This is a genomic window from Lacrimispora sp. YZC11, from assembly GCF_057543815.1.
Genome location: NZ_BAAJYQ010000011.1, coordinates 1 through 25,550, shown reverse-complemented (window position 1 = coordinate 25,550; position 25,550 = coordinate 1). Strand labels below are relative to the sequence as shown.

22 protein-coding genes and 1 tRNA gene are annotated in these 25,550 nt (G+C 43.7%); 6 read left to right on the top strand and 17 right to left on the bottom strand.

All coding sequences use genetic code 11. The features are described 5' to 3' along the window. Window positions 1-454 precede the first annotated feature (454 nt). The 3 genes from AC27IJ_RS13725 (at window position 455) to paiA (ending at window position 2,097) form a co-directional block, all read left to right on the top strand. Window positions 455-670 (top strand): hypothetical protein, encoded by a 216-nt coding sequence (locus AC27IJ_RS13725; protein WP_312446559.1) that lies wholly within the window; start codon window positions 455-457, stop codon window positions 668-670. Window positions 671-1,096: 426 nt separating this feature from the next. Then, window positions 1,097-1,549, top strand: a complete 453-nt coding sequence (locus AC27IJ_RS13720; protein ID WP_487149366.1) for a MarR family winged helix-turn-helix transcriptional regulator — start codon at window positions 1,097-1,099, stop codon at window positions 1,547-1,549. 29 nt (window positions 1,550-1,578) lie between these two features. Continuing rightward, window positions 1,579-2,097 (top strand): spermidine/spermine N(1)-acetyltransferase, encoded by a 519-nt coding sequence (paiA, locus tag AC27IJ_RS13715; RefSeq protein WP_312446563.1) that lies wholly within the window; start codon window positions 1,579-1,581, stop codon window positions 2,095-2,097. A 227-nt stretch (window positions 2,098-2,324) separates the two neighbouring features. Here paiA and AC27IJ_RS13710 read toward each other — a convergent pair whose 3' ends face one another. Beyond that, the gene (locus tag AC27IJ_RS13710) at window positions 2,325-2,477 is read right to left on the bottom strand and encodes a hypothetical protein (RefSeq protein WP_313155660.1); all 153 of its coding nucleotides are present in this window, start codon (window positions 2,475-2,477) and stop codon (window positions 2,325-2,327) included. A 555-nt stretch (window positions 2,478-3,032) separates the two neighbouring features. Here AC27IJ_RS13710 and AC27IJ_RS13705 point away from each other — a divergent pair. Further along, window positions 3,033-4,250, top strand: coding sequence for a 6-phosphofructokinase (locus AC27IJ_RS13705; protein WP_487149363.1), 1,218 nt, complete (start codon window positions 3,033-3,035; stop codon window positions 4,248-4,250). A 34-nt stretch (window positions 4,251-4,284) separates the two neighbouring features. Here AC27IJ_RS13705 and AC27IJ_RS13700 read toward each other — a convergent pair whose 3' ends face one another. Genes AC27IJ_RS13700 through AC27IJ_RS13675 form a run of 6 tightly spaced genes read right to left on the bottom strand, consistent with a single transcriptional unit; the run spans window position 4,285 to window position 11,461 of the window. Continuing rightward, the gene (locus AC27IJ_RS13700) at window positions 4,285-5,646 is read right to left on the bottom strand and encodes an FAD-dependent oxidoreductase (RefSeq protein ID WP_487149361.1); all 1,362 of its coding nucleotides are present in this window, start codon (window positions 5,644-5,646) and stop codon (window positions 4,285-4,287) included. Continuing rightward, window positions 5,624-6,193: a hypothetical protein gene (locus tag AC27IJ_RS13695; protein WP_487149359.1), complete on the bottom strand. Its 570-nt coding sequence runs from the start codon at window positions 6,191-6,193 to the stop codon at window positions 5,624-5,626. The genes AC27IJ_RS13700 and AC27IJ_RS13695 overlap by 23 nt, the downstream gene beginning before the upstream one ends. Before the next feature lie 25 nt (window positions 6,194-6,218). After that, complete coding sequence (locus tag AC27IJ_RS13690; RefSeq protein WP_487149357.1) at window positions 6,219-8,372, bottom strand: hydantoinase/oxoprolinase family protein; 2,154 nt, start codon at window positions 8,370-8,372, stop codon at window positions 6,219-6,221. A 25-nt stretch (window positions 8,373-8,397) separates the two neighbouring features. Next, complete coding sequence (locus AC27IJ_RS13685) at window positions 8,398-9,699, bottom strand: C4-dicarboxylate ABC transporter (RefSeq protein WP_312446569.1); 1,302 nt, start codon at window positions 9,697-9,699, stop codon at window positions 8,398-8,400. A 32-nt stretch (window positions 9,700-9,731) separates the two neighbouring features. Further along, the gene (locus AC27IJ_RS13680) at window positions 9,732-10,427 is read right to left on the bottom strand and encodes a hypothetical protein (protein ID WP_312446571.1); all 696 of its coding nucleotides are present in this window, start codon (window positions 10,425-10,427) and stop codon (window positions 9,732-9,734) included. Between the two features lie 47 nt (window positions 10,428-10,474). Continuing rightward, on the bottom strand, window positions 10,475-11,461 hold the full coding sequence (locus AC27IJ_RS13675; RefSeq protein ID WP_312446572.1) for a winged helix-turn-helix transcriptional regulator: 987 nt from the start codon (window positions 11,459-11,461) through the stop codon (window positions 10,475-10,477). Window positions 11,462-11,763: 302 nt separating this feature from the next. On the opposite strand from AC27IJ_RS13675, the gene AC27IJ_RS13670 reads away from it, so the two are divergent. Beyond that, entirely contained in the window at window positions 11,764-13,407 is a 1,644-nt protein-coding gene (locus AC27IJ_RS13670; protein ID WP_313156210.1) for a sensor domain-containing diguanylate cyclase, read from the top strand. Window positions 13,408-13,519: 112 nt separating this feature from the next. Here the strand turns inward: AC27IJ_RS13670 and AC27IJ_RS13665 are convergent. The 8 genes from AC27IJ_RS13665 to AC27IJ_RS13630 form a co-directional block, all read right to left on the bottom strand. Continuing rightward, window positions 13,520-13,603 (bottom strand) — tRNA-Leu (locus AC27IJ_RS13665). A 182-nt stretch (window positions 13,604-13,785) separates the two neighbouring features. Beyond that, a complete protein-coding gene (locus AC27IJ_RS13660; RefSeq protein ID WP_487149353.1) occupies window positions 13,786-15,633 on the bottom strand; it encodes a substrate-binding domain-containing protein in 1,848 nt (615 codons plus the stop codon). A gap of 25 nt (window positions 15,634-15,658) precedes the next feature. After that, entirely contained in the window at window positions 15,659-17,449 is a 1,791-nt protein-coding gene (locus AC27IJ_RS13655; RefSeq protein WP_312446578.1) for a cache domain-containing sensor histidine kinase, read from the bottom strand. An 85-nt stretch (window positions 17,450-17,534) separates the two neighbouring features. Then, window positions 17,535-18,548: a galactofuranose ABC transporter, permease protein YjfF gene (gene yjfF / locus AC27IJ_RS13650; RefSeq protein WP_487149351.1), complete on the bottom strand. Its 1,014-nt coding sequence runs from the start codon at window positions 18,546-18,548 to the stop codon at window positions 17,535-17,537. After that, window positions 18,548-19,582 (bottom strand): ABC transporter permease, encoded by a 1,035-nt coding sequence (locus AC27IJ_RS13645; RefSeq protein WP_487149349.1) that lies wholly within the window; start codon window positions 19,580-19,582, stop codon window positions 18,548-18,550. Before AC27IJ_RS13645 ends, yjfF begins: the two co-directional genes overlap by 1 nt. Then, the gene (locus AC27IJ_RS13640; protein WP_487149347.1) at window positions 19,579-21,108 is read right to left on the bottom strand and encodes a sugar ABC transporter ATP-binding protein; all 1,530 of its coding nucleotides are present in this window, start codon (window positions 21,106-21,108) and stop codon (window positions 19,579-19,581) included. Before AC27IJ_RS13640 ends, AC27IJ_RS13645 begins: the two co-directional genes overlap by 4 nt. Before the next feature lie 98 nt (window positions 21,109-21,206). Beyond that, on the bottom strand, window positions 21,207-22,265 hold the full coding sequence (locus AC27IJ_RS13635; RefSeq protein ID WP_313260042.1) for a substrate-binding domain-containing protein: 1,059 nt from the start codon (window positions 22,263-22,265) through the stop codon (window positions 21,207-21,209). Window positions 22,266-22,359: 94 nt separating this feature from the next. Then, a complete protein-coding gene (locus AC27IJ_RS13630; protein ID WP_487149344.1) occupies window positions 22,360-23,586 on the bottom strand; it encodes a response regulator transcription factor in 1,227 nt (408 codons plus the stop codon). Between the two features lie 409 nt (window positions 23,587-23,995). Between AC27IJ_RS13630 and AC27IJ_RS13625 the strand changes: the two genes are divergently transcribed. Then, the gene (locus AC27IJ_RS13625) at window positions 23,996-24,814 is read left to right on the top strand and encodes a MerR family transcriptional regulator (protein ID WP_313260040.1); all 819 of its coding nucleotides are present in this window, start codon (window positions 23,996-23,998) and stop codon (window positions 24,812-24,814) included. 366 nt (window positions 24,815-25,180) lie between these two features. On the opposite strand, the gene AC27IJ_RS13620 is transcribed toward AC27IJ_RS13625, so the two are convergent. Together AC27IJ_RS13620 and AC27IJ_RS13615 are read right to left on the bottom strand one after the other, a co-directional pair. Continuing rightward, window positions 25,181-25,414, bottom strand: a complete 234-nt coding sequence (locus AC27IJ_RS13620) for a hypothetical protein (protein ID WP_487149342.1) — start codon at window positions 25,412-25,414, stop codon at window positions 25,181-25,183. 91 nt (window positions 25,415-25,505) lie between these two features. Beyond that, window positions 25,506-25,550 (bottom strand): hypothetical protein (locus tag AC27IJ_RS13615; protein ID WP_487149380.1); only part of this gene is annotated, 45 nt, incomplete at its 5' end.

Below are 25,550 nucleotides of genomic sequence, written 5' to 3'. Positions count from 1 at the left end.
TGCCGGCCTTCCCTATTTGATATATCAGTTTTAACTACAAGAATTACAATCAATTTCTACTCAATTGCACTCACATTTATATAAATCATCTTCTCCATTATCAAATTTTTGTGCCATTTACCCCATACACCCCCACGGCAAAGCCTCAACCACCTTAGACTTCATATTGAACATACAACTCCGTTTGAATCCAGATCTGCTTAGGTAATCCCGGAAATGGTTTCCTTACCACTTAAGTTATGGTTGAATGAAAAAGTAAGTTCTAATATTGGTCAAAGTGAACTGATTTGATCTTGAAATAAGTTCACCTATGGCCAGCATTTCACCTTTTGCCTGTCTTAATGCAGTTCCAGCCAAAATACCAGGTATTTAGATAAAACCTCGAACATATGTTTGATTTTTGATTCTGAATATGTTATACTACATTTGAAAAGATATATAAGGAGTAATTACTATGGAAAAACAAATGAAAAATGATGAATGTTTCGTTTTTATTGAATCTGGATTAAATGCTTTAGAAAAAATAGGCTGGTATGGTGAAACAAGATTTGTATGTCCTATATGTGGATATAATAATGCCAATGCTAGAAGGATTAAAACACCTAATAGAATTCGTAATAAGTCGACTTGGTTATATTGTGAAGAATGCGGAATGATTGTTCATGGATAAAGTATTAGAGGTAAAGACATAAATGTCCCTACCTCTTTTTTGTAGAGTAGCCATATATCTTACTTAGATTTAAAAAGTATATTCCAGCTCATTGGCATTTGATATTTGCGTGTGCGAGTGCATGCGATATTTAAAGGAGTTGAAAATAAATCAGCCTCGCTGCACCATACATGCTCAATGATTTCTTCGGCACTGATAACTTTAACTTTATGGACATCAAAAATAGTCTGTCTGCTAGTTTCTTTAGATTCATATAAAGTTCTTTTGCATGGGCCAAGATCCGTTCAATGTAATCGCCATACCATTAGGACCATTCCAGATTCCTGAATTTTTGTAATTTTATTGCAAATGCAATATTTTTTTGCATTTGCAATAATTTTACTGTAGAATCATAGGACAGATTAAAAATTGACAGGAGTTGGGGACATGGTAGAGATTCTAAGAGAAATCGGTGTGATCGCCAGAGCGCTGGATTCGATAAGTAATATAGAGTTTAAAGAGTTTAACCTTACCAGAGGTCAATATTTATATCTTGTCAGAATCTGTGAGAGCCTAGGCATTATCCAGGAAAAATTAGCAGAACAGATTAAAGTTGACCGGGCTACCGCTACCCGGGCAATTAAAAAACTTGAAATTAACGGATTTATTGTGAGAAAGGATGATAAAGACAACAAAAAGATAAAGAAATTGTATCCTACAGAAAAAGGAACAGATATCTTTCCTTTTATCATCAAAGAGAATGTGCATTCCAATTATGTGGCACTGGCTGATTTCTCCGAAGAAGAGATAGAAGTTCTCTACCGTCTGTTGCAGCAGGCGAGAAAGAACATAGAAGTTGACTGGAAATATGTAAAAAGCGGCAATAAGAGAATCTATTAATATTAGAACAAAGGAGCTGTGGATGATCTATGGCAATAACAATAAAGAAAATCAATCATGAGAATGTAAACAAACTGCAGGAAATAAGCATTGAAACATTTACGGATACATTTAAAGCGAAAAATTCATATGAAAATATAAAAGATTATATAGATAAAGCCTATAAAATGGAACAGTTAAAAGCAGAACTTTACAATCCTCTATCAGAATTCTATTTTATTTGTTTTGATGATGAGGCTGCCGGATATTTAAAATTAAACGCCGGTGATGCACAATCGGAAAAGATGGAAGATGGTGATATGGAAATCGAGAGAATCTATATCCGAAAAAATTTTCAGAGAAAAGGACTTGGAGAATATCTGATAAACAAAGCAATTGAGAGAGCCAATGCGTTAAATAAAAATAGTATATGGCTTGGAGTTTGGGAAGAAAATCATAATGCTATTGCTTTTTATAAAAAAATGGGATTTGTTCATAATGGTTCTCATTCCTTTTATATGGGAGAAGAGAAGCAGACAGATTTAATCATGCAAAGAATGTTGGTGTAAGCGTACGCTTTGACAATGGAAAGCCCAATAATAGAAACTCCATATGTGGGCTTGCAGAAGACATTAATAAGTGTCCGCATTACATCAGGGAAAATGAAAGCTGCGGGGCGGACTTTTACAGACCATTACGAACCTTAAAATAAATTGTACTGATGAAGAATGTTACAACGGAGCACAGGTTACTGAGTATAGATGCGAGGCCGTGATCGGCGGTATACTATATGGGTTTAATCTAATTCAGTACCGCATACATCACTCTTAGAGTCAAATACCGGCCTCGATATAGTAAATCCTAATGACATAAATGCTGCCATAGCAAATACATACAATACAGATACCTTTATAAATGTGATTGTTGCTTTTATCATTATCTTAATCATCCTATCTTCCTTTCATAGGCATCTGGATAAGCCTCTATTAATATTTTCACTTAGTATACCCAGCGAAAGATAATGTAATCCATTTGTACCATATTAACCCTGGTCTTGTCAGTCAGGAATGAAAGTTATATATAGCTACACGCGCGGCACAAAGAGATAGTCTGTATAAGGGTGGGCTATCTTATAATGCTTTAATTTTATAATTATTCAATTATAATCGGCTATCGTTACGTAAATCAGCTGCAATCGCGTATAAAAAACTAATACTATTCATTCACAGTTTCTTCACAAGACGTACAAAATTTATTTACAACTTCTACAAACTTTTTTCACATCTGTCTTTTATAATTAAGACAGTAACAAGAGGAACTCCAATACTTGTTAAAATTAAAACTTTTTTTCATAACTGGCCGGTGAAATTCACATTTCACCGGCTCCTCCCTTTTATGGGCCAATTATTTCCCGAAATTTAGGAATGACCGTTGCAAAGAAACTATTTCTATTATAGAATAGGGAAGGTGCCCGTGGCATATGCAAATTTGGAGGATATTATACATGAAGAAAAATGCAATCGTAGGACAATCCGGCGGTCCGACCGCTGTGATTAATGCAAGCCTTTACGGCGTCATCAAAGAAGGAATGGTTCATGGAGAAATCGGCCGGGTTTACGGGATGATCAATGGCATAGAAGGCTTCATGTCTGGCAATTATATGGATTTAACAGGTGACTTGACGGAAGAAGAACTGGAACTTCTGAAATTAACACCTGCCGCTTATTTAGGCTCCTGCCGCTATAAACTCCCTGATGATCTCTCTTCTCCCTTTTATCCAGCTCTTTTTGAAAAATTCCGAGCTATGGATATCGGATATTTCTTCTATATTGGTGGTAATGATTCCATGGATACGGTAAGCAAGCTTTCCCGCTATGCGGACCATCATGGAAGCGCCATCCGTTTCATTGGAATTCCCAAGACCATTGACAACGACTTAATTTTGACGGATCATACTCCCGGATACGGAAGTGCCGCCAAATATGTGGCCGATACCGTCCGCGAAATCGTTCTGGACTCTTCTGTCTACCAGCAAAAATCCGTCACCATCATCGAGTTGATGGGCCGCCATGCAGGCTGGCTCGCTGCTGCCAGTGCGCTGGCCAGAAAATATGAGGGCGATAACCCCCTGCTTATCTACCTTCCTGAAACGGATTTTGATTTTGAACGGTTCGCATCGGATGTAAAGGCTGCCCTTAACAAACACAATTCCGTTATTATCTGTATTTCAGAAGGACTCTCCGATGCCCAGGGCAAATTCATATGCGAATATGCGGATGAAGTCCGTTTGGATACCTTTGGTCATAAAATGCTGACCGGAAGCAGCAAAATGCTGGAGAATTTTGTGCGTGAACGTTTCAGTGTAAAGGTCCGTTCCATTGAACTGAATGTAAGCCAGCGCTGCAGCGGCATGCTTGCTTCTGCAACCGATATAGAAGAATCCGTACAGGCAGGCTCCGAAGGGGTAAAAGCCGCTATCAAAGGCATTACCGGAAGGATGATCGCCTTTCACCGCACAGGAAACTCCCCTTATTCCATGGAATGCATCACTGTTGATGTAAACGAAGTGTGCAATCAGGAAAAGAGGTTCCCTGCCCAGTGGATCTGCGGCAATGGCACGGATATCACCCCGGATTTTCTGGAATATGCCATACCACTGATCCAGGGTGAGCCTCAAAGAAAGATTGAAAGCGGCAGACCCGTGTACCTGTACCGGAAATGATCACGATCCGCTTTTCCGGATCTTAAAATCCGTTCTATTTATATGGCTCAAGAAAAGCGCCATGATCCTTTAAAAGATTCTGAAGCTGTACTACGTCGATTGCGGCAACACCAATTCCCTGTTTTGCCGCGATCGCTGCCGCAGTACCGGCCCCTTCACTGATTGCCATCAGTATGGGCGTTACGCGGACCGCTGCACAGGCTTCGTGAGTCGCACTGATGCATCGCCCGGCTACCAGAAGGTTATCCAGTTCATTTGTATACAAACAACGGTATGGAATGGAGTACCAGCTGTCTTTTTTCAAATAATGATGCTCCATTGTTCCTCCGTCAGGTGAATGGATGTCGATGGGATAGCCGCCCATGGCAATGGCATCCGCAAACATTTTGTTCTGTAATAAGTCGGATGCAGTCAATCGATAAGCTCCGTTTATCTTACGGCTTTCCCGTATCCCGATATGCGGCCCTGTGGTAACGATAACCGCATTTTCAAATCCAGGGATGTATTTTCTCATAAATGCAACAATAGCATGTGCCTGTTTTCTGCCCTCTATCTCCGCTTCCGTTAAATCAAAAGAATCCAGTGCGCTTTTTTTAATGATACGGGACATGTTAAGGATGTATTCTCCGGGATTGTTGGTTTCAAAGCAAAGCACCATATCTCTGTCAATAGGGAATTCCCCTTTTTCCTTTGCCTTACTGATAAGAGAATACGCCCCCTGCATACCGCTTCTGGGAATCAGCTGCAGACGTTCGAATGGAATGGTCCCAAGCATATCACTGGAATTCCTCTTTATATATTCGATCATCTTATCCCGATCCACATTGCTTACCTTGACATTCATTGTCATGGGCTGAGCGAGATGATCCTCCTCCCTGCCGTAAACACTTCCGATTCCTGCATGGGTGGCTAGGTCTGCATCTGCTGATGCATCAATGAAAACGGATGCGGATACATCAAAAAACCCCTGTTTTGCATACAAACGTACCTTGCGGATCTTGCGGCCCTCCCATTCACAGCCTGTATAGACGGTATGATAGAGCAGCTCAGCTCCGGACTCTTTCACCATGGTCTCCAGAATCAGTTTCATTCCTTCTGCATCAAACGGGGTTACGGAACTGGCATAACCCACAAAATCCTCCATATGGCCTGGAGAAAAGCCTTCTCTTACCATACGCGCTACAATTTCCTCCGCAATTCCCTGCACGACTTGCGTACTTCCTGCATGGAATGTCATCTGGGGACCCGTTCCGGCCATAGTCAGCATACCGCCCAGATATCCGTTCTGCTCTACCAAAAGGGTCCTGGCTCCACATCTGGCACTGGCGATTGCAGCTACGGTACCGGCAGGCCCTCCTCCAATGATGACCACATCATAGGTTAAGTTCTGTTTCATATCTCTCCTCCTTTATCAGCTGATCATAGCGGCAGGCAAAGGCATGAGCACCGATTTCCGATAGCGCCCGGATCCCGGTCCGTCCGATTTTCAGACTGCCGATCCTTAGAATCGGCACCAGATATTCTTTACTCGTAAATCCCAGTTCACTCCATTCAAGAAAATGGTAAAATTCATGGCTTAAAATTAGATTCACAGCTTCCGCCATCTCCATTCTGTTTTCTTTTGCCCAAAGCGAAATGGATTTCAAATAAAGATGGATCCTCTTCTGTCCGGTCAGATAATCACTGAAATATCTCTGGTTTCCTACTACATAATCGGCATCAACTTTCTCGCAGGTTAAGCCGCTTTCTGTTACAATTCTAAAAAAATCCTTTTCCCCATTGTAACGCACAAAAATCATTTCTGCTGCCGCTTCTCCCTTTTGCCACGCCCGGTCTGTGATCCTTTTTCTGTCCTCAGACCGGATTTTATTATAACAGCTGTCACGGCTTAATTCATCCTGTGCCAATTCCTTCCCCGGAAACGGCATGGAGCTCGTATTCAAAATCCAATCACCACCTTATCCGTGTTTATCCTTCTGTCCGGCCGGTTGCAATGATCAAGACTTTTTCATCATTGCCAAAACCTGTCAGTTCCGCATTTCCCAGTGCACAAATTTGCGCTTTGCTCTGGAGTCCGGATAAATCAATGACCCGTTTCCCTGATACCAGATAAATGTTGGGCAGATTGGCACCGCCATCATTAAACACCGTCAGCTCTTCCAAATACCATTCGATTTTTGTTTCCCAGTCCGCAATCTTTACCTCTGAAACCAGAGCATTGCTTTTCTGAAGGCGAATCACGCCTTCTTCATCAATCAGCCGCAGGGGAGTAGTTTTCTTTTTTACCAATCCCAGAAATTTCTTTTCCAGCTTCTGGGACTGCACGGCATACATCACTCCGTTTTGTGCTGTTATGGATAATTCTTCCGGATTCCCATCTATATTTTCGGCACAAATCTTAAGAAGCTGGTCAACCGTCAGTTTTGTTTTGCCCAAGACCTTACTTCTCATTTCCGTGGCACCCACGGCAATTGCCCTTAAAAGGTTTTTTTGCGTATCCACTTCAACATGAATCTCAATGGTCCCTGGTGCGGCGCCGCTCTGGATTGCTTTCTGTTCCACTTCCCTGCGAATGCTTAAAATATCTTCCTGGGAAGGACTTGATACAGTACGTTCCACCATATCCCGTACCATGGCAAGAGCGACGCCAATGGTAGAAATCACCGCGGCATTGCCTGCGATCCGGTATTTATGCTTCATGGTTCTTGCAAGATGGGGAACCACGCTGGCCGCTCCACCACCTCCTCCCACAAATACGGTCTGTTCAGGCCGCATTTTATAGTCCTTTATGAGCTGTTCTGCAACCTTTGCATTTTTAGCCGCCGCGAATGCCATAGCCTTTTCTGCCGCCTCTTCCACAGTGCAGCCCATTTGATCAGCCAATGGCTTCCAGGCTTTCCTGGCTGCTTCCACATTTCCAAAGGAATAGTCCTCCGGCTTTACGTATCCGGCTATATTAGCGGCTCCCGCCATGGTGAGGGTCACCCGTACTCCATTGTCACATTCAATAACCGCATATTCCGGATCAGAGGGAACGGGCCTGACCGTCATAAGCCTTGGATTTTTAATAAGGTCGGCATCGGTATAAACTTCATAATCCAGACCGGCAATATGAGCGCTCCTAGGCCCCATGTTAACGGCCTTGCCATCCTTTATCTGTACCATGCTTCCCCCGCCGATGCCTACGGTTCTGACATCAAGACTGCTTAAATAGGTTTTATGCCCTCCCACTTCTGCATATTGGATCATAACCTTGCCATCCTTTACGCAGGATATATCCGTGGAAGTGCCACCGACTTCAAAAAAAAGACCATCCGTCAGCTTTTCGTACATCAGAGCGCCGGCAACACCGGCTGCCGGCCCCGAGAGAATTGTCATAATCGGCCGGTTTCTTACCTCATCCACAGTCATAACGCCGCCATCACAGCGCATTACCATCAGAGGGTTTTTGATTCCAGCCTCTATGATGCTCGTTTCCGTCATAGTCGCCGCCTCAAGCATCTTAGGCATAATACTGGCATTCACCACGGCCGTCCTGGTTCTTATTTTCAGACCGTATAGCTTTGATATTTCATTGGTAGCCGTTCCCGGGATATTCATTTCCTTGCATTTTTCCAGAGCCAGATTCTCATGATACGGATCATCCACACTGAAAGCCTCTGCAGCTACAATGCTGGAAGTCCCTCGTTCTCTTAAGGAGCGAATGGCGTCCACGATCCTGCTTTCCAGACTGTCCTTATCCGAAGTGTCCACATATTCGTTCTGACTTTCCAAAAATTTACCGGCTGCCAGTTCTATATTGCTGATGTTGGTGTCCGACCTGCTTTTTGCCCCCTGCAAACCGCTTCCCAGCGTTATAATTCCAACCGGAGCCACATCTCCTTCCAGAAGTGCATTGGTTGCCTGCGTCGTACCGTGAGCGATAAAAACAACGTCATCCGGATTAATATGACAATCCTCCATAATGCGCTGCAGCGCCTGAACAATTCCTTCTGCCACCCCCTGCCTGGAATTGTGGGTAGTAGGAGTTTTCACCACTCCTATTAATTCAAAAGTTTCATTATCAATGGCAGCGGCATCCGTAAAGGTACCGCCCACATCAATCCCGATGCGTACTTTCATAAATTCAATTCTCCTGTCCGATTGCTTAAAAGTAAATAAATGCTGAGATTATCACACCGATCACGGAAATAGTCCAAAGATAGGGCAATAGTTTTTTTGTAATAGTATTAACATCGACCTCGGCGAAATTAGCCGTCCATACGTTTTGTGTATTGGTGGGATCCCCACAACCCTGAATCCTTTCTGCGGAAAGAAATGCCCCCATAACAGCCTGCGGATTCAGTGTCCCAAGTCCGATCACCAGGGCTGCAATACCGGAACCGAGTCCAAACAGATTCATAGGACCTCTGTATAGGGACAATGGTGCCAGAATGGAGAAAAAGATTATGTATCCGATTTTTGAAGTTGGGATTACGGCAAGTAAAAACGGGTTCAGCACTTCCTTTACCATGGCGTGAGTCACTGCAAGATATAAGATTCCTATTCCCACCATTAAGATGATTGCAGGCGCTGCATCGGTAATTCCGTCATAACAGGTCTTTACAAGCAGATTCATGGCTTTGGAAAAGCTTTTGGATGTAAACAGCAGAATCCAGAATATGCCTGCCAAAAAAGAAGGAACAACGGGCACCTTTAAAAATGCTACCAGAACGATAGGAACAAGTGGTGTGATCATGGCAAGCCCACCGGCTGTTCCTCTTAGCTGCTTTGTCTGGATCTGATCTGAAACGGGTGCGGAAAAAGCAAATTTTACACCATTTTTTTTGAACTCCACAAAAATCAGGATTATGGTCGCGATCAGCGTCACAGCCAGCATATAGACTTCAAACCCTTTAATTTTATCAATTTCCAATCCGAATATGCTGGAAAATGATGTCCAGTTTGCAATATTAAAACTGAGTCCTACTGCAAATGCCATCAAAAAGATGCTGGCAGCGCTGACAGCCGGAACACCCACGGAAATCAATATGGGCAAAACAATGGTTCCTACCATAATAACAGAACCCAATCCGTTTAAAGTAGTAAACAAAAGTGCAACTGCCGTTACCATGATCAGAGTCACAATTAACGGCCTGTCACCTCCCAGCTCAGCACTTTTTTTGATGATATTTTCGGTCACTCCTGTCTTATTCATCAACTGTCCTAACCATGCACCGAAGATAACTGCCATAATAGCCGATCCCATTCTGACAGTACCCGCCTCTAAAACAGTGGAAAGCCAGCCGATCTGAGCCCCTTCCCCATTAACTCCCACTGCCGGAACTCCTGCAATCACACAGATGACAACAGCCAGAAAGGGCAGAGCCAGCAAAGTAGGCAGTTTTTTTGCCATCATGAATGCTGCAATAACAAGAAAAGCAATGATGATAAATGTTCCCTGTAACATACGAAATCCTCCATTTTTCAATTAGATGGTGTTTATAATTTATCTACCGCATTCCGGAACTGCCCGGTTACCTTTTTTACCTGTTCTGCAGACGGTTCCTTTCCCATAACAATGGCACCGATCATGATGGCTTTGCAGCCGGCTTCATAAAGATGCTTTACTTCCTCCGGGCAAATCTTCTTCTGGGTAGGGATCAAAGTTGGTTTCCCTGCCTTAGCAGATATATGGGAATATCGTAAAATATCTGCATAATTGAGCGGAGTCCCATAGCGTGCTCCCGGCTGAATGCTGCATTCCAGGATATCAATGCCGGACTGCCGGACTGCTTCCAATGTATTCTGATCATAAGTATCATCAATGGCAGCCATTTTTGTCAATACCCGGCTCTCCATCATATAACATGGCAGATGGTGAATATAGGAGGAAAAGAACCGGAGCCCCATTTGTTCTACTTCCAGCCTTTCTTCCCTTGTAATAAATGCATCTTCTCCTCCGGGCACAAGTCCAACCGGCACATCTTTGCATAGTGCAATCAATTCTTTCAGGAACTGCCTGTTCTCTTCATAAGTTCCGAATGTATGGCCGCTTGCACGGTGCCATACATTTGCATGAACTTTAATTGCCTGGGCTCCTCCTTCTAATGCAGCCCTGGCTAGTTCCAGATTGTTTTCCGGCAGGCTAACCACCAGGGTAAATCTGTTTTCATTTACCACTTCCTTAAAATCCATTGACTTCTCCTTTCTGAAATTCGGTCATCCGGCGGCCGTCCGGACAGCTACATTTCACAAATTACTTTTTTCAGTACTCTCTTACCTAAATCTGTTTCCATATGGTTAATCACAGGCTTAATTGCCTTGACTTCAACAGCGTGTTTTAATAAATGACTTTTCTTTAATTGTCCGCTTACACATTCTGCCAGACGGTCTCCCTCATCCAGCCTGCCTGACAGATATACGTTTTCGATGGGAAACATCATGCAGATCATCTGCAATAAATTAACAATTCCTTCAGAAAGTTTGTCAGCGGTTATTTTTTTACCGGCATTTTCAACGAAGGGGGTCATATCCGCTTTCTTTCCCTCCGTCATATCAAGAAACGTCCCATTGGAGGTTATGGAAACAAAGATTTTTTTCCCAATCTCAATGTGTGCACTGTTTGGACTCTCTTCTCTTTTCATAATTTGCCGGAAGGAATAAACCTGAGAATATTCTTCCATGACGGGTACCTTAAACTGGGTTTTCACCGCCTCACAAAATGATATACTGGCGGAAGACAATGAGGTGGAATACATAACATTAAAATCACTGGGACTCATATCTTCCTGGAACAAAAGCCCGATTCCAGCCAGTCTTCCATTGCAAAAATTTTCCGCATCCTCCCTTATGCAATGGGTTACCTTTTCAAGCAGTTCATTGCCGGTAATGTAATAATCGGATATCAGAACGCTATGTTTTTTTTCCAGTGCCAGATCTAAAAAATGCAAGATGGCCCTTCTCCAGCCAATTTCCAAAATTGCAATGTATCCTTTGCTGTTATTAACCGATAATTCGATCCTCTTTCTGCCGCCTGTGGATGTGGTTACACCATTTTCCACAATCCAGCCTTTTTCTATTAATTCCGATGTCAGAGATGAAACCGTACTCGGCGAAAGTCCTATGATCTCGGATAATTCTATGCGGGAAACCGTTTCCTTTTCTAAAATCACATTCATGATCAATCGTAAATTTTCCCGTTTCATGTCCTGTAAACCGCTTTTTTTCATATTTGTACAGCGCCTTCTTTCTTTTTTCGGTCTCCGAAATAAGTTCTGTTTTAAAAATATATCAATTGTAATAAATTGTCAATCGAATCTTATTTGTTTCTTCTACTTTAAGCAATATGCACTAATTTATGTTTCAAATTTGTTAATATCCTCCAATCCTTTTGGACCGTTTCGGCAGAAATCCATCTATTTCCAAATGTTTACTATTTTTATATCTTTTTATGCATTTTTTGACAACATGCTTCATATATTCTTAATAAAGCCAATTTCTATTTTCATAACACTTATGGGAGAAAGTGAAAATGAACGGAGAACCTTTTTTAGATCGCATTCCTTGCGGCATACTGAAGCTTAGAACAGACGAAAACTTTACCATTCTTTACTCAAATCAGGCTATAAAAACATTGTTTCAAACGCCTGCTTCTCTTAAGGACATGGTATGTGAATCAGAATATGCAGAGCTGCTGACAGAAATACGCAGCCAGCTTACAGGCCAGGCAGCCAGCTTTGAGTTGGAATTCAAAGCAAAAATACAAAAAAGCTGCATCTGGTGTTCCTTACAAATGAATTATATCCCTGAGGAGGATATATTGTACTGTGCTATCTCCGATATCACTTGTATGAAAAAGTTCCAGGAACACTTACGGATCCGTGAAGAACAATACCGGCTGGCAAGCCGGCATTCCGGCAGCCTTGTAAGCATCTATGACATCCCTTCCAGAACCCTTTCCCCCTCGCCTGAATTTTCCAGAACGTTCCCCTTCCCCTACACTCTGCCGCTCTCCCCCGAATTCCTTATTGAAAACGGAATTGTTCACAAGGAAAGTGTAACCGACTTTCTGGAATTTTACGATAACATGGAGAAGGGAGTACCCGAGGGAAAATGCATCACACGACTGAAAACAGGTTCTGGAGATTACCACTGGTTCTCCACTCATTACTCGCTGGTATGTACTGAGGAGCAAAAGCCCCTCAGGGGGATCATATCCTACCAGGATATTACGGACCAGTATGAAAAAGAGCTGGCTTACCAAAAGTGGATGGAATACATGCGTGAACAGAAAAAGGACTGCATCGGCTATTATGAATATAATTTAAAATTCGACTTATTTGAAGAAATCATTGGGGAAATGACACAGACCATGCCGGAATATGTCTCCAATTCCTTTTCCAGCATTATGACCTACATTGCAGAGAATCACATTTTTGAAGAAGACCGGGAAATGTTTCTAAAATTTTTCAATAAAAACCAATTGCTCTACCACTTCTATCGGGGGAACCGGTCTTTACGGCTGGAGCACCGGCGTTTACGGCCCGACGGCAGCGTTTATTGGGGGCTTGGCATGGTGCAGATTGTTTCCGATCCCTATACCGATACCATTAAGTCATTTATCCTAATTAAGGATATTGACGCTTCCAAACGGGAGGCCTTGACTCTTCAGGAGCTTTCCAAACAGGATTCCCTGACCGGACTGCTAAACAGGGCAACTGCCATACATGCAATACGCAACACATTAAAAAACAGCCAGGGGCATCACATCCTTATTATGCTGGATATTGACCGCTTCAAGCAACTGAATGATAATTACGGCCATCAGTTTGGAGATAAGGCCCTCCACCGCGCCGCCTCAAGACTTAAATCCGCTTTAAGGCGCGATGACATCTTTGGACGGCTGGGAGGCGATGAGTTCATCATATTATTAAAAGATGTGGCTTACAGCATGGATTTATATGCACGTCTGGAAAATTTATGCAGTCTCATAGGCAGCGCTCTGGAACCGGAAGCGCATATTTCAGGCAGTCTGGGAACAGCCGCCTATCCGGAAGATGGAACTGTGTTTGAGGAATTATATGAAAAGGCCGACATTGCTCTTTATCATGCAAAGAAACACGGCCGCAGCCAATATGCGGTTTATGAACCCGGCATGAGCATGGCAAATTTATAAAAACTAAGGGTGCTGCAAAACAATCACTATTTTGCGGCACCCTGGCTTTTTGCTTTTAATGATAAAACAAAATGTCCTGCGGTATTTTCCACAGGACATTTAAACATCACGATGCAGAAGAAGGGACTTGAACCCTCAAGGTATTGCTACCACACGGACCTGAACCGTGCGCGTCTGCCAATTCCGCCACTTCTGCTTTTTAATTGTGCAAATTGGTAAATCAATTCGCACAATTATAGTACTATACTTTTGGCAAATAATCAAGTACTTTTTTATAAACTTTTCTATAATTGCAAACAAGCGCCATCATCCATCAACCGGATGCGGCAAAGGATCTTAAAGGACTAATGGTAAAAGTTGCAGCTCAGAAAAGTATCCTTAATATTCCCTGGTCTTTATAACTGTTTCCGCATCCGACTGATCGTACACCTTTTCTTCTGTTATAATCCGAAGAGGCATTTCCTTCCCTGCAATCATATCCCGGATCGCCTTCATAAGCGGAGGACCTAAAAGCGGGCTGCATTCCACCGCACAGTTCAGCTTGCCGTCTATCATCGCCTGAAACGCTTCTTTCGTCGCATCCACAGAAACAATCGTTATATCCTTCCCCGGTTTCAATCCATGCGCCTCCAATGCTTTAATCGCTCCAAGGGCCATATCGTCGTTGTGGGAGTAGATAATATCCACATCCCAGGTGTGGCTGTTTATGTATTCCTCAACAACCTGTTTTCCTCCCTCATAAGTAAAATCACCATAATCCGTATATACAATCTGGTACTGGGGATTTTCCTCCAATATTTCAAAAAATCCTTTCTTTCTCTCTTCCGTAGGTGTCGCGCCTTCACTTCCCTGAAGCTCTAAAATACGAACAATCCCCTGCTCTGGTTTTACATGTTCTTTCAGCCAGCGCATGGCTCTTCGCCCTTCTTCTAAAAAATCAGCACCGATATAAGTGGTTGTCAAATCATCTCCTGCCTCTATTCTCCGGTCGGACATTACTACAGGAATATTGGCTTCCTTTGCCTCTTTCAGGACCGCATCCCATCCGGTTTCGACTACCGGAGAAACTACGATTACATCTACCTTCTCCTTAATAAACCTGCGGATCGCTTCAATCTGCTTTTTTTGAGACTGATCTGCACTGTCAAAGAGAAGTTCCATGTTAAACTCCCTGGCTGCATCCTGAATTGAGCGGGTATTGGCAAGCCGCCACTTACTCTCCTGTCCTACCTGGGAATACCCTACTGTAATTTTCCTTCCATCGTCGATACTTTCTCTGTCAAGAGCTGCCAGATATTCACCGGCATTTTGGGGATAGATCGTATGGCTTCTTAAAATCACCTGCTTGGGAACACCACTTTCCTTGCGCAGTATATTCATCGCATACTGTACTGCCTCTCTTCCTCCTGTGGGGCAGGAAATCGTTGCCGCTAGCTTTCCTTTTCTTACCAAATCCACCCCTTCGTTTTCTCCGGTAAAACCGTCGCATCCGATGACCTTTATCTTCTCAGCCAGATTCCTGTCCTTTAGGGCCTCGTAAGCTCCAAAGGCCACGGAATCATTGTTGGCAAATATAAGGGAAACGCCTTTCAGTTCTTCTTCCATGGCATAAACCGCATCATAAGCCGGATCCTTCATGTCATTTTTTAAATCACAGACAGTCTTTTCTATGTCATGATAATCCCTGATCACAGAATCAAAACCATCGCTTCGTTCCTCGCTCTGAAGGGAACCGGCAGTTGCACGAAGCTCCAGAATCTTCCCCTTTCCGTATCCCAGCAGCTGGACCGCACATTCTCCGCCCTGTTTTCCGATCAGGTTATTATCCGGGCCGATAAACAGGTTATAATCAAAGCCTTCCACGCTTCGGTCCATAACAATGACAGGTACTCCTTCCTGATATACATCTCCGACCTTCTTTGTCAGACGGCTGGAATCACAGGGAGAAATAATCAAAAGATCAATGCCATAGTCCAGAAGCCTGTCAACATCTTTTTCCTGCTTCTCTACGCTGGAGGTTGCATCCGCCGTAACAATCCTGATATTGGGATACTTTCCTGCCTCCTCCTGGATCTCATGAATCAGTGCGACCCTCCACGCCTCCCGCATGTTTGCCTGAGAAACGCCGATCACATATTCCACATCACTTTTATAAACCGTTTTAGTAATCGCCCCGTTATAAATACGGTATCCCAAAAAGACAAATACCATTATCAGTAATATCATAAGTAATTTCGTTCTTTTTTCCATTTTACCCTTTTTCAAGATCACACTGAATTTCTTTCGGAATTCGTATAACAATACGCGTCCCCTGCCCCTCTTTGCTTTCCACTAATACTTTAAACTGCTCTCCATACCGGATGCGCAGCCGTTCCTTAATATAAAACAATCCAAAGCTTCTGTTTTTGCCGGCTTCACCCGGCTCATTTAACAATCTGGATAACTCCCAAACCTTTTCTTCTTCCATACCTTTTCCGTCATCCCACACTTCCAGGCTCACCCAATCATCTTCCATCCTTCCGGTGACCTTTAAATGCCCGTCCCCGTTCTTCATCTTTACCCCATGGTAAATGGAGTTCTCCACCAGAGGCTGTAGGATCATTTTCGGCAGAATCACCTTCATGCAGTCTTCCTCTGCCTGAATTTCATACTGCACCTTAGGTCCATAACGGATTTTCTGTATGTAGAGATAATTAGAAATATAACGGATTTCTTCTTCAATGGTAATATAATCTTTTCCCTTGCTTAAGCTGATTCGGAATACATTGGTAAGGGCATCTACAAGATGAACAATATCATAAGCGGAATGTTCTCTCGCCATCCAGCCTATGGTGTCCAGGGTATTGTATAAAAAATGCGGTTTAAACTGTTCCTGAACTGCCTTAAGCTGTGCTTTCCGTTTGTTTTCCTGTTCCTTATAAACCTCTTCCATCAGTTCTTGTATCCGCTCCAGCATCTGGTTGAACCGGCGGCCAAGCTCGCTGACTTCATCCAAATAATTTCCTTCAAACCGAACGGATAAATTGCCTTTTTCCGTCTCCTTCATCAGATTGCGAAGCCTGACAATGGGTTTTGTGACTGTTTCCGAAATTTTTACTGCTACAATAAATACCGTGAGAATTGTTAAAACCAGAACCCAGCCAAACATGAACAGCATAGTATTTATTCCGCCCATGATTTCCCGGTAGGATGAAACGCTGACAGTTTTCCAATCGGTATAGGCGGATCTTTGATAGCTAATCTGATATTTTTCCCCATTGATAACCGCGGTTACAGGCTCTTCTTCATTCCAAAGCCATTCCGGGCGGATGCGGTAGACGATTTTATTGGTTGGCGCATATACTAAATGATTCTGTTCGTCCAGGACGAATACGAATCCATTCTCACCGATGTTCGCATCCTGGATGGCAGAGGAAATAATTTCATGCTTTACATCAAACAGCAATACGCCCACTCTCTCTCCTGTCTCCGGGTCTATGACTGCTTTCATCACTGAAAATACATCATCAATGCTGTAAGCGGCCTCCGTAACAATATTCCTTCCGGTAACATTACTGATTATTTGCATTTCACCGGGAGATGCCGCGGCTTTTTCATACCAGACCTCTTTGACAAACGGGTCCCGGGAGATTCTGGACATCCCGGTTCCCACATACATATCATGCTCGGTTGCAAAAAAAATGCCCGCAATTTCATCGTGAGTATCCGCCACCGTCTCAAAGCTGTTTTTCAGGGCTGTTTCGTACTCATTCCAGCGGCTGTCCTCAGCGGAAGGTATCTTATTAAGATGCATTGGCTCAATTATGCGGATCAGCATATTCGCAGTCTTTTCAATACTGCTTATGTAGATATCCGTAGTATGCTGTACCTGTCCCACCAGCAAAGACGTATGCTGGGTCACATTGCGCTCCGCCTCTCTGGTTGAGCTGATAATCCCCAAAATTCCCACAAAGCAGAAAGGAATGAGGGCAATAAAAATATGAGAATTGATCATTTTATCACGAATTTTCATATCCATGAATCTTTTCTTCCAATATTTCATTGCTCTCACTCCTATTTTCATATCACACATCCTACCCTATCCAGTATACCGAAGTTAATAAACACTTACAACTGCATTATATGATTTATTGCCCGTTCTTCCCCTTTGATTTTTCCGCGCGGATTGCTATGATTCTCTGAATGACGATAAAGAAGCAGAGAAGGGCCGCAATGGTAACTTTCGTCCACCAGGTATTTAAATTCTGATAGGTAACGATTGTCTGGATAATTCCTTCTATCATAACGCCCACAACCGTACCCGCCACAGTTCCTACGCCTCCGGTAAGCAGGGTGCCGCCGATCACAGCAGATGAAAGCGCATCCAGTTCCAGGCCCAAATTTTGAAGGCCGAATCCTGCCAGAGTATAAAAACTGAACACGATTCCTCCGAGAGCTGCACAAAAGCTGCTGATCCCGTACGCCGCGATTTTCGTTCTTGCAACATTTAGTCCCATGAGGCTTGCAGACGTTTCACCGCCTCCCAGCGCATATAAACACCTTCCAAATTTCGTATATCTCAGGGTATAGACCGCAACCGCAAAAACAATCAGAAGGATAAATACATAATAATAAATTTTCCCGTTCCACGCCTTTGCTTCTCCCAGACGTACCGCTACTTTTCCAAGTGCCATGGTCTTAAAAAACGGGTCGCTGATGGGAATGGAACGTTCACTGATCACAACGCAAAGCCCTCTCATTAAAAACTGGCCTGCCAAAGTCACGATGAACGGCTGAAGCTTAAAGTAATGAATCAGGGCTCCTTGGGTACAGCCTACGATGATTCCTGCAAGAAGCATCAGAATTATTACCAGAAATGCCGGAACTCCCCGTTCCAGTAAGTAAGCGGAGCCTACGCCGGTAAATGCTATGGTAGACGCGATGGAAATATCGATTCCTCCGCTTATTAATACAAAAGTAGCTCCGATTGCCGCTATCATCAGATATGCATTATCATTAAAGAGATTTAAAAATGTTGATAGAGATAAAAAGTTATTGTACTTTACAGAACCAAACAGAAACATCAGGACAAACAGCACAATGGTGATAACCAGTGAAATATTATTAATCTGTAACCTTTTTCTTTTTCCCGTCTGCTCCATCAGTTACCAACCACCTTTCTGTTTATCATTTTGCGCCTGATGACCAGATCCTTAAACTGCTTTGACTGCGACAGACAGATGATAATAATCAGCAATGCCTTTAACACACGGATATAGGCCGCCGGAACTCCCAGCGCCAGTACCGTTGTCGTGATGCTCTGTACAATCAATGCTCCTATCACGCTGGCTGAAATGGAAAAACGCCCGCCCATTAAGTTGGTACCTCCAATTGCTACGGCAAGAATGGCATCCATTTCAATCCCCAGCCCCGCATTGTTGCAGTCCGCGCCTTTGATTCCCGCACTTTCAATCAAACCGGCCACGGCAGCAAAGGCTCCAGAAAGCGTATAGATTGCCAGCAGCATCCGGTCAACCTTAATCCCAACATACTTAGAGGCAGTCGGATTGCAGCCCACAGATTCCAAAAAAAGGCCAAATGCCGTTCTTCCTGTAAACAGAATCAAAAAACCAACTAGAAGGAGCACAATAAACAGGGGGAAGGGAAGCCCGAAAATATAGCCCCCATTGATAAAATAATAGGCATCCGAGGTAATCGTAACGATCTTTCCCCTGGTGATCAGCTGTGCAATTCCTCTTCCCGCCACCATTAAAATCATGGTTGCAACAATTGGCTGAATCTTTATTTTGGCCACTAAAAAGCCGTTCCAGATGCCGCTGGCGGTTCCTGCAAGGATTGCGAAAACGATTGCAGCGGCAACATTCCCATTTAATGACGGAAAAATATTCCCGTTTACAATGCTGCAGGCAATGGCTCCGCTGATCGCCATAATCGAGCCTACGGAAATATCGGTCCCTCCTGTTGCCAGTATCATGGTCATGCCGGCCGCCAGTATCATGAGCTTGCTTCCATTTCTTACAATATCAATAATACGTCCGTATAAGTGCCCATCCACGATGGAGAGCATGAAAAAATCACCCTTGCTGACAATACCGTTAAAGAGCAGAATCATGATAAAAATGATGAGGGGGCGGAAATACTGTTTTCCTGACAAACGATTCCAGATTTCTCTCATGACGCTTCACCTCCAGCCATAATGTGCATGATTGCTTCTTCCGATATTTCTTTTCCGTTTAGCTCTCCTACCTGCTTCATATCCCGGAGCACGATCATCCTGGTGCAGCAGCGGAGCATCTCATCAATTTCCGATGATATGAAGAGCACTGCCATCCCTCTTCCTGCAAGATCCATGACGATTTTCTGAATCTCCGCCTTTGTTCCGATGTCAATTCCCCTGGTCGGTTCATCAAGCATCAAAAATTCCGGCTCCGTAGCAAGCCATCTGGCGAGAATTACCTTTTGCTGGTTTCCGCCGCTTAAATTTTTAATTAACTGTTCAGTTCCCGGTGTTTTGATTTGCAGCTTTTCAATATACTCCTTTGCCAGCTCTTCTGCTTCTTTCCTGGAAATCTTACGGAAGATCCCCTTTTTCACCTGTAGGGCAAGTATGATATTTTCCCAGATAGAAAGCTCGCTGATAATTCCCTCTGTCTTTCGGTTTTCCGGACAGAAAGCGATTCCGGTTCGGATTGCGTCCAAAGGGGAATGGAGGGGAACCGCCTCACTCTTTATCTTTACTTCTCCTTCACTGATGGGATCTATTCCAAATAAAACCTTGGCCGTTTCTGAACGTCCTGATCCTAAAAGACCGGAAAAACCAAGGACCTCTCCTTTTTTTACTTTAAGCTCAAATCCCTTAACCGTTCCGGGGCTGCTGACATTCATAAGCTCAATAAAAGTCTCTTTCTCCTGTCCCTCTCCTTCCTCCGGCCGTTTTGCGCTCATGGATTCCTTAAGCCCAGCGTAATCCTTACCTATCATTTTTCCCACCAGTTCTACTCTGGGCAGCTCCTTCGTCAAATAAGTTCCCACATATTTTCCGTTCCGAAGTACGGTGATCCTGTCAGTAACTTCATAAACCTGATCCAGAAAATGTGTAACAAAAATAATCCCCATACCTTCCTCACGGAGCTTCCTCATGATTTGAAACAGCTTTTCGACCTCGGCGGAGGAAAGGCTGCTGGTGGGTTCATCCAGGATCAGAACCTTAGCATCAATATCGCTGGCCCTTGCAATAGCCACCATCTGCTGGATTGCAACAGAGTAATGATCCAGATTCTTTGTAACGTTTATATGTAAATCAAATTTTTCCAGCAGCTCACTGGCATCGGCATTGATTTTTTTCCAATTAATTGTACCAAACCGGTTTCTCGGTTCCCGCCCAATATAAATATTTTCCGCTACGGAAAGATTAGGACAAAGATTGACTTCCTGGTAAACCGTAGAAATTCCTTCGTTTTGCGCTTCCTGTGTGGATCTCGGATTGATCTGTCTTCCATCCAGTTCAATGACTCCCTGATCCTTTGCCTCCACTCCGGTCAGCACTTTAATGAGAGTTGATTTTCCCGCACCGTTTTCCCCCAACAAGGCATGTATTTCACCCCGATTCAAATCAAACTGCACATCAGCCAAAGCAATAACCGCTTTCCCAAAGGCCTTGGATATATTTCTCGCTGTCAAAAGCTGATTCCCAGCACTCATGGTGTTTCCTCCTCGCTTTCCTATTAAGAGGGCATTTCCTCTGATATTAAAAGGGCTGCTGCAAAAATAATGATATACTTTTGCAACAACCCCGCGGTTTAATATTTGCGGTCCGGAAGTACCTTCGCTGCCATATCAGCGGTAAATACGCCATCTACCGATTTCACCCATTTATCAACAGACTGTCCTGCCTTCAGCTTTGCCGCCGTTTCAAATAAAAGCGGTCCAAGCAGCGGATTACACTCTACGGTACAGTTTGCCTCCCCGGCTGCCATTGCTTCAAAGATTCCGCGGACACCGTCGATGGAAACGATCTTGATGTCTTCGCCCGGCTTTAGTCCGGCTTCTTTGATTGCCTCGATTGCTCCAAGCGCCATATCATCGTTGTGTGCATAAACACCTTTGATATCCTTATTGGATTTTAAGAAAGACTCCATAACCTCTTTTCCCTGGGCTCTGGTGAAATCACCGGTCTGGGAAGCCACGATTTCAATACCTGGATAGCTTGCTTTTATCTCATCATCAAATCCGGTTTTACGGTCAGTTGCTGCAGAAGCGCCTACGGTTCCTTCCAACTCAACAATTTTTCCATTTTCCCCGATCAGCTTTGCCATTTCCTTTGCAGCCATCTTGCCTTCCTCAATGAAGTCAGAGCCGATAAAGGTTGCGTATAAGTCTTCGCTGACATCCGCTCTGCGGTCCAGAAGGATAATCGGAATCCCTGCCTCTTTTGCCTCAGCAAATACCTGATCCCATCCGGTTTCTACGACAGGTGCAAGTCCAATAACATCTACACCCTGTTCGATGAAGTTCTTGATTGCTTTAATCTGATTTTCCTGCTTCTGCTGCGCGTCGGCAAAAAGAAGCTCCACCTTATCTCCATTCTCAGACGCATATGTCTGAATGGAAAGGGTTTCTGCGTCACGCCATCCGGACTCCTGACCGATCTGGGCAAAGCCGACTACCAGCTTTTCTCCTGATGCGTCGGTAGTTTTCGCTGTGGTCTCCTCTGCCTTTGCTGTGGTCTCAGCCTGTGCAGCCGTAGTCTGGGGAGCAGCTGTGGTTGCAGTCGGACTGCTGGCTCCGCTGCTGCAGGCGGCTAAAGAAACCGCTGCCATGGAAGCGCATAACAACACGCTTAAAAATCTTTTTTTCATTTTGATGATCCTCCTTTTTTGTTTTAACGATACGTTTATTATGCCGGAAGGAGGAGAGAAAGTCTTTGCAATAATTTGAGTAAAAGGTATAAAATCATTGCATGGCAGAGATTTGGTTATCCTTTTTAATTAACCTCCGGTATTCCGCAGGGCTGACCCCTAAATTTTTTTTAAATACATTGCTGAAATAATGCTGGTTTGCATACCCGGTAAGCTCCGCAATTTCGTAAATCTTCAATTCGCCGTTATGTAATAGCTCTATTGCCTTGCGGATCCTGACGCTGGTTAAGTAATCTATAAAGGTGACTCCCATCTCTTTGCGGAACATCCTGCTTAAATGGGGAACAGACAGATTCACATGACCCGCCGCATCCTGAAAGGAAAAGTCCTCCCGTGAATAGTTGTCCTCGATGTAGAGCTTCACATCCTTAATCACCGAGGAACCGGTTTCCAGCTCCTTCAACCGGCTGACGGCCGTTTCATAGGTCTCAGCTAAGGATCCGTAATCATCTCCGTTCACCTGTATTACTACGCTGCGCACCGGCAATCGGGATTCCAGCATTTTGCAGTAGGCCTCCGACTGCTCCTCTGCAATCTCCGGTGCCACAGTTTTTGAGATCACCACCAGATTTCCATGCCGGTCCTGGCAGCTGTTTGGGTTCACCAGCCCCTGAAACATTTCATTTGCAATATTCTCAGCAACAAAAAACAGCAGATCTTCATTCCAGGTGCTTTTTACATCTTCCATTTTCTGATATTCCAGGGAAACAACCGTAATTGTAAACGGTTCCGGGAGCAGCAGATTTAAGTACTGAGAACGTTCCCTGATCTCTTCTCTTGTATAATGCCCTTCCAAAGCTCTCTGCAAAAAGTTAGAGGCAAGATAAGTACGATTTTGTGCGAGCATACTCTTCGCCCAATCAAGATATTTATCTTCACTCGCCTCTCTCTGCAATCTTTCCCGGACCCGCTGCATCATCTCATCAAAAGGACCTTCCATCAGAGGTTTGAGAAGATACTCAAAGACCCCCAGCTTCAGCGCTTCTCTGGCATATTCAAACCGGTCATACCCGGTGATGATCACTACCACAGCCCTGGGGTTTATTTCCTTTAAGCTTTTTATGAATTGAAGACCATTAAGAAATGGCATATTAATATCAACAAAATAAACATCCGGAGAGACGTCTTTTGACAGTTCCAACGCCATATCTCCATCCTCTGCTTCTGCTGCCAACTCAAAATCACCGTATTGTCTTAAAAAGCTGATAATGCCCCGACGAATGATATACTCATCATCCGCTACCAGTACTTTATACCCCATAGGTACTCCTCCTGAAATTTTATTTGAATCCTATTATAGCACATTTTTTCCTTTGTAACTGCGATTCTGCATGTACGGTAGTGTCAGGGAATCATATAGATGGCTAAATACGGTATCCATGCAGTTTTCCTGATCATTCATTGAGAGGAAGCATTCCCCATCACCATGCACTTTCCCTTAATCTTTCTTTTGGTATTTAGAACCAAAAACCGGGGTCTTAATACCATGACCCCGGCTTATCTTGTTTATTTCGTTTAATTCACGGTTTCCTTTCGGAATTTCCTAACCTACGTAGTGAATTAGGGCTTTGGTGTATAAAATAATCTAAAAATCCCCATTGACTCTCACATTATGGTATACTCTATACTGTATTTGAGCTCAAAAAACACATATATGTGAGGAAATAAAAATGCTGAAAATAGGTGATTTTTCAAAACTATCAAGGATCAGTATACGTATGCTTCGACATTACGATGAGATCGGTCTGCTAGTGCCTAAAACCACGGATAGTTTTACCGGCTATCGTTACTATGGGGAGGATCAACTGCCGATTGCAGGCAGAATCATAGCCCTCAAGGATATGGGGTTTGGCCTTGTTCCAATTGGGGAAATCCTGAAGAACTACGATAACCCCCAGGCATTGGCTGATTTTCTGGCGGTGAAGCAGGCTGAAGTTCTGGCGGAAGCCGAAGAAACAGGCCGCCGTTTACTGCTCCTTGACACAGCCATCAAACGGCTGAGAAAGGATGATACCGCTATGAATTACAATGTTACATTAAAGAATCTTCCGGAGCGCCTTGTTGCCAGTGTACGCAAGGTGATTCCCGCCTACGACCAGGAAGGTATCCTGTGGAACCTTATGATGACAGAAACAGCTCCGCTGCAGCTTCAGCAAGCTGACAATTGCTGCAGCCTTGCCATCTTCCATGACGAGGGGTTTAAGGATCGCGACGTGGATGTGGAAATTCAAATCACAGTAAAAGGGAGTTATCAGGATACTGAACACGTTGTGTTTAAAACCATGCCTGCGGTGGAGATTGCTTCAGCAACCTACAAGGGCAGCTACGAGCAGCTCACCACTGTAAATCATGCGGTGGCTAATTGGGTAAATGACAATGGTTATGAATTTAACGGAGTTATGTTCTGTATCTATCATGTCAGCCCTGCTCAAACTCAGAACCCTGATGAATTAGTAACCGAGGTTTGCTATCCTGTCAAAAAGAAATAATGATTACAGCAGCAAAAAACCGTATGCAAATCGCTAACGGTTTTTTGCTATGTAAACACGAAGGCTTACATTTTCACCCTTTTTCTTGGTTCCTACCGAAGAAAAACGGTAAGAAGATTTTCTTTCTGCCATCTTCCTTACCGTTTCTTCATACTTAAATAGTTTTCTTTCTATATATCAGGCACGCGAAAATTACAAATAATGATATAAGAGTTAATGCTGCGTGCAAGATTTGAAATGTGCAATCCTCTCCCATTTTTGGCAAATTAGCCATTCCATCTTTAGGCACTTCCTGCTTAACAATATATAAATTTTCACTATTATTAGAAGTATCAGAAGATTTAGGTACTTCCCGTTCATCAATGTCTACACTTTCACTGCTACCATAGGCATCACCTTTTTTGTCAGATTTGCCCGCAGTGGTAGTCTCATTTCTTCCGCCATCTCCTTTGCTGTTTCCGCCGCCGCTGCTATTTCCGCTATTGCTGTTATTTCCTTCCGTGTTGTTTCCACTTCCGCTGTTATTTCCTTCTGTGTTGTTTCCTCCGCTGCTGCTATTTCCTTCTCCGCTATTTCCCCCACTGTTATTGCTGCCGTCACTTTCTTCTTTCCATGATGCCCACAAAGACATGTTCGCTGCTACAGTGTTGTTATCAAAATCCCAGAGTACTGGCTCGTAATTTTCATCTAATTAGCTGTACCAGCCCTTAAACAAATATCCTGTCCTTGTTGGATC

Bases quoted from the DNA above. Each gene is read 5' to 3' on its own strand.
- AC27IJ_RS13710 (WP_313155660.1), bottom strand. From the start codon at position 2,477: ATGATTAAGATAATGATAAAAGCAACAATCACATTTATAAAGGTATCT.
- AC27IJ_RS13720 (WP_487149366.1), top strand. From the start codon at position 1,097: ATGGTAGAGATTCTAAGAGAAATCGGTGTGATCGCCAGAGCGCTGGAT.
- AC27IJ_RS13670 (WP_313156210.1), top strand. From the start codon at position 11,764: ATGAACGGAGAACCTTTTTTAGATCGCATTCCTTGCGGCATACTGAAG.
- AC27IJ_RS13680 (WP_312446571.1), bottom strand. From the start codon at position 10,427: ATGGATTTTAAGGAAGTGGTAAATGAAAACAGATTTACCCTGGTGGTT.
- AC27IJ_RS13725 (WP_312446559.1), top strand. From the start codon at position 455: ATGGAAAAACAAATGAAAAATGATGAATGTTTCGTTTTTATTGAATCT.
- AC27IJ_RS13635 (WP_313260042.1), bottom strand. From the start codon at position 22,265: ATGAAAAAAAGATTTTTAAGCGTGTTGTTATGCGCTTCCATGGCAGCG.
- AC27IJ_RS13640 (WP_487149347.1), bottom strand. From the start codon at position 21,108: ATGAGTGCTGGGAATCAGCTTTTGACAGCGAGAAATATATCCAAGGCC.
- AC27IJ_RS13675 (WP_312446572.1), bottom strand. From the start codon at position 11,461: ATGAAAAAAAGCGGTTTACAGGACATGAAACGGGAAAATTTACGATTG.
- AC27IJ_RS13690 (WP_487149357.1), bottom strand. From the start codon at position 8,372: ATGAAAGTACGCATCGGGATTGATGTGGGCGGTACCTTTACGGATGCC.
- AC27IJ_RS13655 (WP_312446578.1), bottom strand. From the start codon at position 17,449: ATGAAATATTGGAAGAAAAGATTCATGGATATGAAAATTCGTGATAAA.
- AC27IJ_RS13645 (WP_487149349.1), bottom strand. From the start codon at position 19,582: ATGAGAGAAATCTGGAATCGTTTGTCAGGAAAACAGTATTTCCGCCCC.
- yjfF (WP_487149351.1), bottom strand. From the start codon at position 18,548: ATGGAGCAGACGGGAAAAAGAAAAAGGTTACAGATTAATAATATTTCA.
- AC27IJ_RS13685 (WP_312446569.1), bottom strand. From the start codon at position 9,699: ATGTTACAGGGAACATTTATCATCATTGCTTTTCTTGTTATTGCAGCA.
- AC27IJ_RS13700 (WP_487149361.1), bottom strand. From the start codon at position 5,646: ATGAAACAGAACTTAACCTATGATGTGGTCATCATTGGAGGAGGGCCT.
- AC27IJ_RS13660 (WP_487149353.1), bottom strand. From the start codon at position 15,633: ATGATATTACTGATAATGGTATTTGTCTTTTTGGGATACCGTATTTAT.
- paiA (WP_312446563.1), top strand. From the start codon at position 1,579: ATGGCAATAACAATAAAGAAAATCAATCATGAGAATGTAAACAAACTG.
- AC27IJ_RS13630 (WP_487149344.1), bottom strand. From the start codon at position 23,586: ATGGGGTATAAAGTACTGGTAGCGGATGATGAGTATATCATTCGTCGG.
- AC27IJ_RS13705 (WP_487149363.1), top strand. From the start codon at position 3,033: ATGAAGAAAAATGCAATCGTAGGACAATCCGGCGGTCCGACCGCTGTG.
- AC27IJ_RS13625 (WP_313260040.1), top strand. From the start codon at position 23,996: ATGCTGAAAATAGGTGATTTTTCAAAACTATCAAGGATCAGTATACGT.